Genomic DNA, 13,746 nt, shown 5'->3' on the forward strand with positions numbered 1-13,746 from the left:
GGCTTACCGCTCTCTAAAACTTACTCAAACTTAATCATTTGATGTTTAGTTCCTAGCTTGGATCTTCCAAGACCTTTCCATCACTAGGCTTACACGGCTGAGCTCTCCGCGTTTTCTACATTAATTGCCGCATTGAAGTCACGATCTATGGAGACGTGACAGCTCGGACAATCATACTGTCTTTTGTGCAGGGGCATTGTTTGTCGGTGTCCGCAGTTGGAACAGATCTGCGAACTGGGATACCACGGGTCAATCAGCGTTAGTTTGCTCCCATACCACTCGCATTTATACTCAAGCTGACGACGGAACTCATCAAACCCACCATCCGCAATCGCACCAGCCAGCTTGTGATTTTTGAGCATCCCTGACACATTTAAGTCTTCGATTTTCACTTCACCGTGGTTTTTGGCTAAGTAAGTTGTTAACTTGCGTAAATGGTCGGCTCTAATATCCGCGATGCGTCGGTGGGCTTTAGCTAACTTGAGTTGCGTTTTTTCTCGGTTTTTACCTCCTGTTTGACGGCGACTGAGTTCTTTCTGGAGTTTGGCTAGTTTTTTCTTGGCCTGGCGATAAGCTTTCGGATTGGGATAGATTTTACCATCGCTCAGGGTCGCTAGAGTTTTGATTCCTACATCTACCCCAATCCGCTCCCTATCCCCTCTTCGCCCCCCTTTCAAAGGGGGGTTGGGGGGATGGTTCAAAATCAATTTTGAAGGCAATATACCAGTCCCCTGCTCGTTTACCGATCGTGACGTTTTTGGGATCGACTGGCGGTAACTGTTCGTGGCTTTTTACCCAACCGATCCGAGGTAGCTTCACCCAATCACCGGAAACTTTAATGCTTCCTTCCAGGTAAAAACTCTCTTTGACATTCTTTTTCTTAAACTTGGGGAAACCTGTTCCGTTGACTTGCCCAACTCGCTTAAAGGCTTTATTTAGGTTTCGCAACGCTTCTTGAGGGCTACATTTGGAAACTTCATAGTACCAAGGATTCTGACTTTTCACCTCGGCGACTAATCTTTTGTGTAAGTCTATGGCACTCGGGAGTTTACCTCCGGTTTCTAAGATTTCCTGACAGGTAGCAAGTCCCCAATTCCAAGGGTGTCGAGCGACTCCTGCGTGTTTCGCGATCGGCGTTCGTTGTCGGTTATTTAAGTCTAGCTTGGTCTTAAAGCTTTTCACTCACTTTTTAACTCCTCAACCCTCTTTTTGTTCGGCTCACTTCGGCTACCATAAAGACTAGCAGAAAACAATGGAGAGGGTGAATCCGCGATTTTTGCGGCTTCGGCGCTTCTAAGCTTACTCAAATTCTTAGTATAGCATAAAAAATGAGCAATTTTAAGAAACTTTAGGTAGAAATTTAAACTCTGTTTTTAACCCCTTCAAGGTATCTCAATCAAGCTCGAAAACCTAGACGCGCGTTTCACGGGTCGTTCGCAAAGGCGATCGCCCCTCAATCTTTGCCCCCATTCGCGCGATCGCCCCCACACTATTTCCCCCTTCCTGGAACGGCAGATTTCCCCTTTCTTAATAAAGAATAAAGATTGCCTGTCAAGTATTCATGATATATCTTGAATGGAAGGTTTAAAGGCTCAAAATAGTGCTGTAACTCGGGTGAATTTCAATCGCCATCTGACGCAACATTTTCCCAACACCCGAACCCTCCGCACCCGCCCGATAACCGACCGCCATCGCCCGCGCGATGATATCGAATCGACCGGGAGTTAAAATCATGTTTTTAAAAGAAAAAAGCACTGGCGACCTCGTTGAAGTCATGAGGATCGAAGATGTATACGATCCCTGCTTGAGCGAAATTATGGGACGTACCCATGCGGGAGAAGAAATTCAAGACCCGACCACGTTCACCAAAGCCGAACTCATTTTCCCGTCGGGAGAAGCCCTTCCCCGTTGCTGGATCGATCCAGAATATGCCATGTTGAAAGCTCGCGCTCAAAGCTTTGTCATCCAAGTCTCGTAACCGTTAGTTTCGAGAGCATTGGCATTGGTTTCACCGTTCGATCGTTGTTGGGTTAGCGCGCATTAATGCAAACGGCGAGGAGCATTCTCCAGTTAGAATCGCTCCTCTTTTGGAATCATGCCAAAGACTGGATCCTGGCAATCGCTAGGGGCGAGGGTAGGGTTGCGGGGGCGTTCCTGTTGCGAGGCGGCGATCGCCTAGCGTCTCCGGAGGAGAATCGCCCCGATTCACCCGATAGAATCCCCCAATCGGTGGATGCCACCGACCCCCCGATCCAGACAAACTATAACCAGAGAGGAAATTTCATGGCTACTAAATCCCCCCACCTACTCGGGGGGTTTATTTTTTTCTCTCCTTCTTTGCGCCGATCGCCGGGAGACGCGCATCACCCCGGTTACTCCAACCCCAACACCTCGATCGAGCGTTCCAGGACTTCATCGGGGTCGAAAGGCTTCGTCATGTACAAATCCGCGCCGACATCGCATCCTTTTTGCTTGTCGAACTCCTGACCTTTCGCCGTTAACATGATGATGTAAACTCCCTCTATTTTTAACTCATTTTTGACCTGATTACAGACTTCAAAACCATTGAGTTTGGGCATCATCACGTCGAGGAAAACGAGTTGGGGTCGTTCCGACTCGATCGCCTTGAGTGCGGCTTCGCCATTTTCTTCGATCAACAGTTCGACCCCTTCATCTTCTAACTCTTCGAGCGTTTGTTCCATCAAAATGCGGATGTGCGGTTCGTCATCCACGATCAAGATTTTTTTAGACATCCCATCTTCCCCCTCAAACCATACCGATTGTTTGCCCTAGTTTAACATAAGCGCGATCGCAAATTAGTGACAAACAAATTGGCAAACAAATTGGCAAATAAATTGGCAGTAAAACAACTCAAATTTCTCCGGGTTTACGGCTTCTTATCCAACAAAATAAACAAGACATTTTCCAACCCCTTCTCAAACCGCAGTAATTGCATCAAATTATGCTGGTTGACGAAAATTGAATCGACAATAATCGTATCCGGTTTGACCGTCAATGCTTTCTCAATACATTCCCGTCCGTTCGAGGCTTCACTGACCGTATACCCTTGAGTTTGCAAAACTTCAGCTAAAACCTTAACCGTCGAAACATCTTCATCGACGATCAAAATCTTTTTACGAGAACTGCCGCGCGCCAGGAGGGTACCAATTTCTTCGAGGAGACTTTCCGTTTCGACAGGTTTGGTGAAGTAGCGATCGATCCCGATCCGAAATCCTCGTTCTTTATCTTGAACGATCGAGAGAATCACGATCGGGATATTCATCGTCTGCGGGTCATTTTTCAGCACCGCCGCCACGTCAAAGCCGTTCATTTTCGGCATCATGACATCGAGAACGATCAAGTCCGGATGCAAACTTTTCGCCTGTTCGATCGCCTCCATGCCATCTTTCGCCTCTCGGACGCAATACTGTTCGGCTTCGAGTTCTTGGCGCAAGTATTCCCGGATCGAAGCGTCATCATCGACGACGAGAATTGTTTTAGTATGGCGGTCGATTTCCGGGGTAGTCGTGACCACGTGTTCTTTTAACTGTCGCAGCAATAAATCCAAATTGAGTTTTTGCGATTGCTCTGCGGAAGTTGGAGAAATGGGAAGGGTAAACGAAAACGTGCTGCCGCGTCCCACTTCACTTTCTACCCAAATGCGACCGCCGTGATGTTCGATAATTTGCTTGCAAATCGGCAATCCCAACCCCGTTCCTTGGGGTTTGTCGGTGAGAGTTTCACCGACTTGTTTGAACTTTTCAAACACCTTATCGAGGTCTTCGGGGGCGATGCCAATCCCCGTATCGGCGACGCTGACCGATAAATGATTTTCAATCCGGGTAACGTGACAGGTTATCGACCCTTCCGAGGTAAATTTTACCGCATTAGAAATCAAGTTAATCATCACTTGAATGAGACGATCGCGATCGACGAAAACTTCCGGTAACTCCTCGTCAATTACTTCAACCACCTGTAAATCCTTGGCTTCTAATAGCGAACTGGTCGCGGCGATCGCCCGTTTCACCACTTGACCCATATCGCTTAATTCAAAATGCCATTCGATCTTTCCCGCCTCCATCTTGGCAATATCGAGAACGTCGTTAATCAGCGCCGTCAGTCGCTGTCCTTCCGACAAAATAATCTCGATATTGTTGCCCACTTGCTTGACCGTGCGTTGTACTTTGCGATCGTCGAGTGGTACCACGGGGACGATGGTATCGTCAAATTTCTTTTTAATAATTTTGGCAAAGCCCAACACCGAGGTTAACGGGGTTCGCAATTCGTGAGAAACCGTAGAAATAAAATCGGTTTTCATGCGATCGACTTCTTTTTCCGCCGTCACGTCGCGAATTAAAATCGCCGTTCCCAAACAGTCGCCATCGAGGGCGATCGCCTCTCGAACAGTATTCCCATTCGAGACGGCGCGATCGCCCCGCTTCGCGATCGCCGTCGCCAACGCCTGACCGATGCGATGGTTCCCCAAATCGATCTCGGCGGTAAACACCTGTCGGGGATGACCTTTGGTTTGGGCGACCAACTCCGCCACTTGGGGACTGAGGACCTCATCGCAGGGTTTACCGATCAACTCCGGTTCTTCCAAGCCGAACAATCTCACCAAAGCACTATTAAACCGGGTAACCTGACCGAGACTGTCGGTCACCAGCAAGCCATCGGCGAGATTGTCGATAATCGTACTCAAGTAGGCGAGAGCTTCTTCGCTAGTTTCCTTGGCCCGTTGCACCTGTGCTTGCATCTTCACCCGGCGATCGATTTCCGATTGCAATTGGCTGTTGGATTCGGACAGTTCCTGGGTGCGCTGTCGGACGCGCAGTTCTAACTCGTCGTGAGCTTGTTGTAAGGCGGTTTCGGCTTGTTTGCGCTCTCCAATTTCGATATTGAGAGCGTCATTCATCTGGCGAATGCCCTGGTAGGTGCGGGCGTAGTCTAAGATGAGGCCGATTAAGGGGACGAGATAGGCCACGATCTTGAGAAAGTGACCGATATTAAAGTCGTTATCGAACAGTTCCGTCGAACCGAACGCCATGTGTGCTTGGGTGGCGATATTGGGAACGACGCTGAGGATGAGGGCGTGGGAAAAGACACTGGGAAAACGGCGGTGGAAGCGCGGGTAAAGCCAGATTCCGGCGATCGCGAACAGGACTAACGGGACTACATCCCAGGGACGGGCGAATAGGGTACCCTCAAACATAGTTTGCGGTAGGGAATCGCTGGTGGCGCACAGGTAGATCGCGCCGTAGGCGATCGCCCCGAATAAGCCACTGATAGAGAGCAAGAAGACCACATTACTCCCTTGTTGCTCTCGTTCCAGGCGCGGATTTTTGACCAGAAAAATACTGACGCCGACGATCGCGATCGCCGCGTTAAATAAGCGACAAATCGCCCAAGTAAACGGGATCAGATTCTCGTTACCCGCCACCGCTTCGATCAGACGATCCGCCGCCAGGGTATGGAAAGCGTCCATCACCCCGGAACAAAACAGGGCCACCCCGATGATGGGCGTGGTAATTTCTCCGGTTAAGTTATAGTGCGTAAACGCTAAAACGACGGTAAAAATGGCCGCACAAAAAGCGCTCCACTCCAACATCGTATGCACGAAACTTCCGGCTAAGGTGTGGTGAAGTGCATTCGCCAGTTCGTGGGGGTGCAGTTGGCTCGCTTCCTCGAAGGGAAAGGGGGCTTCGTAAGTGCCGAAGTCTACTCCGAAGCGGTTTAACAGAAAGGGGAGGACGCAAATCGCGATCGTTCCCCAAAAGAAAGGTTTGGGAATTTTCGTTCGTTTCGGCAAAATAAAATATCTCTCTTCTCGCTCGATTGGCCCGCTCATAGGCTTCAATCTCTATAGGTTTTTGTTCGCGGACACACCCCGACCGTCGCGACTGCATACCCTTGTAGATTGGAGAATTCGATGAGGGCGAACTATAAGCGTAACCCGCGAACAGCTATGGAGTCGATCGCCCCGGGCGAGCCTGTCAAAAGACGGCGATCGCCTCATTCGACCCTACTGTCCCCCGCGATCGCGTTCGCCTGCTGTGATAGTAACAGAAAAAATACATTCTCCAATCCTTTTTCCAACCGCAACGTTTGGACGATATTGTGTTGTTCCGACAAGTAAGAATCGACAACAATCATATCCGGACGCACCCGAATCGCCTGTTCGATGCATTCGACCTCGTTAGACGCTTCCACGACGGTGTAGCCTCTAGCCACTAAAACTTTCGTTAAGGTTTTGAGGGTAGAAACGTCTTCATCGACGATCAAAACTTTTTTGCGAGAACTGCCCAAAGAGAGCAGAGAACCGATCGCCTCGATCAGAGACTCAGGATCGACGGGTTTGGTCAAATAGCGATCGATCCCGATGCGAAAACCCCGTTCTTTATCTTCGAGAATCGACAAGATCACGATCGGAATGTCCATCGTCTGCGGGTCGTTTTTGAGTACCGCCGCCACGTCAAAGCCGTTCATTTTCGGCATCATGACATCCAACACGATCAGGTGGGGATGCAAGGCTTTCGCCTGTTCGATCGCCTCGATTCCGTCTTTCGCCTGACACACTTGATAGCCTTCGGCGACCAGTTCCTGACGTAAGTATTCCCGGATCGAGGGGTCGTCATCGACGACGAGGATGGTTTTAGCGGCGGAATCGCGATCGGGGGCGGGTAGTGCCCGATCTTTTAACTGTCTCAGAAGTAAATCTAAATCGAGTTTCTGGGTTCGTTCGCTCCCCGCCGCCGCGAGGGGCAAACTGAAGAAGAAGGTGCTGCCGCATCCCAATTCACTTTCTACCCCGATCTCGCCGCCGTGATATTCGATAATCTGCTTGCAAATCGGCAAGCCCAACCCGGTTCCTTTCGGTTTGTCGGTGAGGGTTTCGCCCACTTGCTTGAATTTCTCGAAGACTTTATCTAAATCGTCCGGGGCGATGCCGATTCCAGTATCGACGATCCGCACGACGAGGCGATCGCCTTCCCGGTCGATCCGACAGGTAACCGAACCGCGATCGGTGAATTTAACGGCGTTGGAAATCAGGTTGATAAACACTTGCAACAGGCGGTGGCGATCGGCGAGAATTTCGGGCAAGTTTTCCGGAATGTCCGCCTCGCAGACAATCCCTTTCGACTCGAACAGGGAAGTGGTCGTCAAGATCGCCCGTCGGGCAATTTCCCCGAGGTCGAGGCTTTCTAAATGCCACTCGATCTTTCCCGCTTCCATTTTGGCGATATCGAGAACGTCGTTAATCAGCGCCGTCAGTCGTTGACCTTCGGATAAAATAATCTCGATATTATCCCCGACTTGGCGGATCGTCCGTTTGACTTTGCGGTCTTCCACGGGAACGAGGGGGAAGATATTATCTTCGAGTTTTTTCTGAATAATTTTGGTAAAGCCCAATACCGAGGTTAACGGGGTTCGCAGTTCGTGGGAAACCGTGGAGATAAAATCGGTTTTCATGCGGTCCACTTGTTTCTCGGCGGTGACATCGCGAATCAACAGCACCGATCCCAAGCATTGCGCGCCGTGGCGATCGTCGGCGGTGACAATTCCGGCGATCGAGGCTTGTCCCCAATGGCCGTGAACGAGGTCTATTTCCGCCGTCAGCACCTGTTTCGGATCTTTTTGGATTTCGCCGACCAAATCGATCAATTGGCCTTTAAAGACGCTCTCGCAGTCCTGTCCGGTGAGGTCTTGTCCTTCCAAACCGAACATTTTGACGAGGGCGGGATTGAAGCGGGCGACGCGCCCGTTTAAGTCGATCACGAGTAAGCCGTCGGCGAGGTTATCCACGATCGCGCTCAGGTGGGCGAGGGCTTGGGCGGCAGCTTGAGCGTCGATCCGGCTTTGGGCTTCGGCGCGCTGGCGTTTGATGTCCAAGCGGCTCAGAGATTTGGCGTTCCACCAGGTGAGGACGGCAAAAACGACGATGTTGAGGACGGCGAGTAGGGACAGACCGATTTCGGTATCGTAAGCGCGCTGGCGATAGCCGAACAGAATCAAGGCGCCTAAAAAGGGGGGAATGGCGATCGCCGCCGGGGCCAAGCGCCGCGCCATCAGTCCGCCCGCATTGTCGATGGTGAACACCGCCATCAAGCCGCGATCGCTTTGCGCCAACAGCAAGCCCACACTGTAAAGCATGAAGGCGATCGCCGTGTGCAAGGCCATCTGGGTGTAAGAACCTATCCCATACAGGGTTTTGACTTGATAGGCGTAGCCGAGAAAGCCCAGAAAGGCGACCAGAAACGCACTCAAGCTCAGCAGTTGGTAAGCCTGGGTTTTCCAATAATTCCCGGCGAGCATCATCCCGGCTAACCCCACGATTAGGAAGTTGAAGGCGCTGTTGGGTGCCATGCGACCGGGGGCGGAGGTTCCGACTGCATCGAGATCGTCTTTAAAAAAGAGTTCGTCGATGCCGAAGTTGAAGCCGTGGATGTACTGCACTAAGGTCAGCAAACCGATGGCGAAGACGATCGCGGATAAGGCGAGACTCAGATAGGTCAGCCGCAGGCGATCGCGCGATCGTCGCACCAGCATCTGCTGAGTGTGCCACAAGCATAAGGAAACTCCCCCTAAAATAAAGCCGATCGCCGTATTGGCTTTCATGGTGACTAAGCCGGGTAAGACGCTTTTGAGCAGCGCAATATCAAATATCCAGCCCACCAGTGCCAAGCTACCGATACAGGTCACTAAAATGGCCGCAACTTGGGAAACCGAGCGCAACCAGCTATTCAGGGAAGGCGGAGAAGGAGTATTCATGATGGGGGAAAAGGGAAGGAGGGAATCGGCAGTCGTCACTCGGGAATTGAGGGGTCTTAGAGTTCAGAATTGAGAATTTAGAAAACTGTAGCTCAACCTAAAATCTCAACTCTAAAATCTAAAATCCCCCGCTCCTTCAGGCCATAAACTGCTGTAACTTCGCTCTAGGTTTGATGGACTTTTTTTCGCGACTCGTTTCGGCGTGCCACTGAATGGATTTGGGCTGGACGATGCCGGGTTTGACGGGGATTTCAATCCAGAATTCCGTGCCTTCTCCCGGTTGCGAAACACATTGGATCGTACCGCCGTGTTTTTCCACCACAATCTGATAGCCGATCGACAAGCCCAAACCCGTTCCTTTCCCGACGGGTTTCGTCGTGAAAAAGGGATCGAACAAGCGATTTTTGACTTCCGGACTCATCCCCGGTCCGTTATCGGCGATGCGGATCGCGACCGATCGCACCTCGTCGAAACTGCCCGGGCGATCGCCCGCCAACGGCGATCTAGACCCCCGAATGCTCTGGGTGGTAATCGAAATTTTACGCAACTCTTGCGGGTGATATTCCAGGGCGTCGATCGCGTTGCTCAAAATGTTCATGAACACTTGATTCATCTGGCTGGCATAGCATTCCACATTCGGCAAACTGTCAAAGTTTTTGACAATTTCGATCCCGGGTCGGCCATTTTTGCCTTTCAAGCGATTGTGCAGGATCAGCAGCGTACTCTCGATCCCTTCGTGCAGGTTCACTGCTTTCATCTGGGCTTCGTCGAGACGGGAAAAGTTGCGTAAGGTTAAGACAATTTGGCGGATTCTTTCAGCTCCCACTTGCATCGAAGCGATGATTTTCGGCAGATCTTCGACCAAAAAATCGAGATCGACGGCTTCGATTTCGGCTTGGACTTCCGGATGCGGATCGGGATAATGCTTTTGGTAGCATTCGATTAAGCCGATCAGATCTTGGCTGTATTGAGACGCATGAGACAGATTCCCGTAAATAAAGTTAACCGGGTTGTTGATTTCGTGGGCGACTCCGGCGATCAACTGACCCAAGCTCGACATTTTCTCGCTTTGAATCAATTGCGCTTGGGTTTCTTGAAGTTCGGATAAAATCGCTTGTAGTTTTTCCGCTTGCGCTTGGGCAGCTTTGGCGCTGTTGGCGGCTTCGGCGTACATTTGGGCTTGATCGACGGCGATCGCCAATTGGTTGGCGACGGCGGCGAGGAGTTCGACTTCACGATCGCTCCACGGACGCCGTTTGCTGGTGTTTCCGCACACCACTACCCCCATTTCCCCCGATCGCGTGCGGATCGGTAACGCCACGATCTCGCTCAAACCGCAGTCTTGAAACAGTTGGCGTCCGGGGACATCGGCGCACCGATCGAGATCGTCGGCCCGAATCACCGCTTCTCGATCGCAACTCGACAGCCACCCCTGGATCTGTTCGGCCCGATAGCTTCCCAAAACGCTCGCCAACTGGCGATCGCGGGATTCTTTGACGATTTCCCAATCTCCGGATTCAAAATCGCCCCGATACCACATGAACCAGCAGCGATCGACATCGAGCAACGTGCGAATTTCGCCGACGGCAGTTTCGAGAATCCAATCGAGGTTTAAGGAGTAGCGAATTTGGCTCGACAGGCGGAACAGCAGTGCTTCCCGGCGACTTTCTTCGAGTTTTTGTTCGTGCAGGATCGCATTTTCGATCGCCGTCGCCGCCTGGGAGGCGAGCATGGTCAGCCGTTTTAAGTCGGCAGCTTTATAGGTTTCGGTCTGTTCGCAGGCGATCGCAATGCCGCCGATCGCCCGATCTTTGGTCTTGAGGGGAACGCACAGCAACGATCCCCTTTCCGGGTCGGTGTCGTCGTGGCGCGGGTCGCGGCTGACGTCGTTGACGATTTCGCCGCCGCTACTGGCGATCGCCCCGCCGACTATCCCTCGACCTAACTGCACCCGGGTACTCCCTTGCGGATCTTCGCCAAATCCCGCTACAGTTTCTAAGGTGGCCCCCGTGCGATCGAGCAACATCAAACAGCCCCCACTCGCCTGCATCATGCGTTGGACTTCATCCATGACCAATTTGGCCACTTCGTTGAATTCCAAAGAGGCGGTTAATTTTTGCGAGAGGTCGTAAAGTAAGGTGATTTCTCGATATTTATCTAGGGCTTCGTTGGCGAGGGTTTTCTTTTCAAATTCTTTTTGAGCTAAATGAGAAACTAATTTAGCAAGGGTCGCCCCGCCGCGATCGCCGATCGCCCATCCCAAGGTCTCTCCCGCAACCTCAATGGGGTATTTTTTCGCTTCCGTTTCGCGATCGTCGTCGCGATCGTTGCCGACCAAACAACGCCCTTCTCGATCTCGAATCGATACGGTCGGATCGATCTCCCCCACAATCTCCTTAATTAAAGATTGGGTCTCTTTTTTCGCACACAGTCTTTTTAGGTTGATTCTGGTCATAGAAGCCAAGATCCTTTACAGAGGTTACGGGAGTGGGGGTTATATCAATTTGGAAAGGGTTACCGTTCGAGCAATTTACTTTATTAAAATAGAATTTATCCCACTCATGAATACATCAAGGTAACTGGCTGAATTAATAATACTCCACCTGTTTTAGACCTAAATGCGATCGATGATACGGTTTTTTGGTGGAATTCGTGTTTTTAACAAAAGTTAAAGCTGGATCGAACTTTAATTTTTCGATTTTGAAAATCTCGGTCTTTAACCATGACTTAAACGATCGATGCTTTCTGTCATCTGCCAATTCTTCTCTGGCTTTAATTGCGCCAATCTTAAAATTTCTGAGTTACGGGAACAAACTTGGCGATCGCCCCTTCGCCTTGGCGGGGAATCTTTCATTTTGTCCGACGACTTTTTGTCCCGCGATCGCTCGATCGAACGCAAAAATACCGATCGCTCAGTTGAATCTTCTAGATCGATCCTGTCATTTTCTCCCCCCAAAAAATATCTCTTTAACTCCAGACTGGAATAGTAACAACCTAGCAACTGTCCCAGTCTCTTGGTAAGAGCAAACCTCAAAAATTTAGAAGAACTTCAAGTTAAATTTCCTGTCGATCGCCAAAAATTCAAAGAATCGGAGCGACCGAACAGATACAAAGTCCCCTAAAATTAGAGATAGAACTTCCGCTCTCGTTCGAGGCTCGATCGCCACTGGCTCGAAAGACATCAAGTATGCAATCGTTCTCGATCGATGCGGGAATTCCAGAAAATCTGTTAAAAATTTACAGGTTTTCTTAAACTCATTATCCTACATTCAGGCTTCCCCGATCCACCGTGGAAATAACATATTTTGACTGCTTAATTCGTCCGTGGCAACCGCAGGATCGCCATCGATGCGCTCGCATTATCGAAACTATTTTGCGAGAATATGGATTGGGGTGGGAACCCCAAGGAGCCGATCGCGATGTTTTAGAAGTCGAACGTTGCTACCTGCAAGCAGGGGGCGAGTTTTGGGCGGTCGAACGGGACGGGGCGATCGTCGCTACATCCGCCTACACGCCGATCGCCCGTGGAAGTCGTGCGGTCGAAATTCGTAAAATGTATTTATTACCCGAGGTTAGAGGACGGGGATTAGGTCGTTTTTTACTGCAACAACTCGAAGCGGCGATCGTCCGGCGTCAGTTTCAGCAAATCTGGATTGAAACCGCCAGCGTCCTCACAGAAGCTATTCATCTTTACGAAAGTAGTGGCTACCGACAGGCGAACGGCGTAGAAACCCCCCGTTGCGATCGCGTTTATGTCAAATATCTAAATTCTTGAGCGATCGCACAAGTGGCCAAAAAATCAACGACCAAAAAAGCCTCGATCGCCCTTTCCAAAAAAGTGAAATACATTTCATGTATCTAAAACTTTTACTTATGGAGGCTATAGAAAGAGTCTAGGTAGTTCTCGGCCTATTTCTGCTAAACTCCTCGCGATCGACCCCGGCGCGATCGCCGCTCGCTCCAGGTCAGCCCTGACTTATCTTTATCGTTAAACCCCCATCGATCGGCCCTCACCTTAAACCGATAAAATCTCAACCCTTTAACTCAAAAAAGACTCATCACCACGACCCCTAAAATCATAATAGACGCCCCTAGAAAGCGCTCCGTAATCCCTTTTTCTTTAAAAAATAAAGCTCCCCACAATACCCCCATTAACACGCTCGTTCGTTTGATGGCGATCGCCTGTACCACCAACGTCATACTCACCGCCTGCATTTGACAACTCACCGCGATCGCAAACGCCAATCCCATTAGTGCCAAACTCCGCCATCCCCGCCGCAGTTTCCCAGTGAAATTGCGCGATTTATAAACCACCAGGGGAAACAACGCCACACTAATAAAACTAAACAGAGAAATCACCCAAAACAACGGCGAAGAATTTTCCAGACCGACTTTATCAAAATTAGCGGCAATACTCCACAAAAATGCCACCACCAACATCAATCGCGGTCCTTTTTCGGCCATCAACGCCCGAAATGGCGCCAAATAGCCGAGCGATCGCTGTTTTAAATTGAGAAAATAAGCCCCAGTCACGATCGCCATCACCCCGACAAAATCGATCGCACTGGGAAACTCGCCGACAATTAACGGAGACGTGATAAATAAGAAAATCGGCGTGAACGTAACAATCGGCAGGGTAATTGACAAATCCGAAAGCTTAATCGCTTTAATATATAAAACTGCACAGATACTATTGAGCGTCCCGCCGATCGCCAACGCCCACCAAAACCGAGCATTTAATTCGGGAATCGGCATAAAAAACAAGGAGGGCAGTAAAACTAAATCGGCAAAAAACCAAAGCGCCCAAGAAACTAGATATTCGTCACAATATCGCAAACCTTTTTTACTAAAAACATCTTTGAGGGATTCAAACAAAGCGTTGAGAAAAGCAAAAATCAACCAAGTCATCGAGTTTCATCGCGTCGGACGGGGAATATTTTATCTGACTTTCGCTGTGGCGATCGCCCCGATGCGATC

General features: G+C 50.2%; 8 protein-coding genes and 1 pseudogene. 2 read left to right on the forward strand and 7 right to left on the reverse strand.

Annotated features, from left to right (window positions below; translation table 11 throughout):
* Positions 1-89: 89 nt before the first annotated feature.
* Together HCG48_RS26760 and HCG48_RS03115 are read right to left on the reverse strand one after the other, a co-directional pair.
* A pseudogene (locus HCG48_RS26760) lies at positions 90-1,182 on the reverse strand (RNA-guided endonuclease InsQ/TnpB family protein).
* Positions 1,183-1,584: 402 nt separating this feature from the next.
* Complete coding sequence (locus HCG48_RS03115; protein WP_168567852.1) at positions 1,585-1,734, reverse strand: hypothetical protein; 150 nt, start codon at positions 1,732-1,734, stop codon at positions 1,585-1,587.
* Between HCG48_RS03115 and HCG48_RS03120 the strand changes: the two genes are divergently transcribed.
* On the forward strand, positions 1,733-1,978 hold the full coding sequence (locus HCG48_RS03120; RefSeq protein ID WP_168567853.1) for an acetyltransferase: 246 nt from the start codon (positions 1,733-1,735) through the stop codon (positions 1,976-1,978). The genes HCG48_RS03115 and HCG48_RS03120 overlap by 2 nt on opposite strands.
* Before the next feature lie 394 nt (positions 1,979-2,372).
* On the opposite strand, the gene HCG48_RS03125 is transcribed toward HCG48_RS03120, so the two are convergent.
* The 4 genes from HCG48_RS03125 to HCG48_RS03140 all read right to left on the reverse strand — a co-directional run bounded on the left by HCG48_RS03125 (position 2,373) and on the right by HCG48_RS03140 (position 11,224).
* Positions 2,373-2,753, reverse strand: coding sequence for a response regulator transcription factor (locus tag HCG48_RS03125; protein WP_168567854.1), 381 nt, complete (start codon positions 2,751-2,753; stop codon positions 2,373-2,375).
* Positions 2,754-2,887: 134 nt separating this feature from the next.
* Positions 2,888-5,848, reverse strand: coding sequence for an ATP-binding protein (locus HCG48_RS03130; RefSeq protein ID WP_168567855.1), 2,961 nt, complete (start codon positions 5,846-5,848; stop codon positions 2,888-2,890).
* A 164-nt stretch (positions 5,849-6,012) separates the two neighbouring features.
* Complete coding sequence (locus HCG48_RS03135; protein ID WP_210437157.1) at positions 6,013-8,769, reverse strand: response regulator; 2,757 nt, start codon at positions 8,767-8,769, stop codon at positions 6,013-6,015.
* Positions 8,770-8,905: 136 nt separating this feature from the next.
* Entirely contained in the window at positions 8,906-11,224 is a 2,319-nt protein-coding gene (locus HCG48_RS03140; protein ID WP_168567856.1) for a GAF domain-containing sensor histidine kinase, read from the reverse strand.
* 834 nt (positions 11,225-12,058) lie between these two features.
* Between HCG48_RS03140 and HCG48_RS03145 the strand changes: the two genes are divergently transcribed.
* Positions 12,059-12,544 carry a GNAT family N-acetyltransferase gene (locus tag HCG48_RS03145; RefSeq protein WP_168567857.1) on the forward strand — a complete coding sequence of 162 codons (486 nt, stop codon included), beginning with the start codon at positions 12,059-12,061 and terminating at the stop codon, positions 12,542-12,544.
* Between the two features lie 269 nt (positions 12,545-12,813).
* Here HCG48_RS03145 and HCG48_RS03150 read toward each other — a convergent pair whose 3' ends face one another.
* On the reverse strand, positions 12,814-13,677 hold the full coding sequence (locus tag HCG48_RS03150; RefSeq protein ID WP_168567858.1) for an EamA family transporter: 864 nt from the start codon (positions 13,675-13,677) through the stop codon (positions 12,814-12,816).
* Positions 13,678-13,746: the final 69 nt, after the last annotated feature.

The sequence above is a fragment of the Oxynema aestuarii AP17 genome (assembly GCF_012295525.1).
Classification (GTDB): domain Bacteria; phylum Cyanobacteriota; class Cyanobacteriia; order Cyanobacteriales; family Laspinemataceae; genus Oxynema; species Oxynema aestuarii.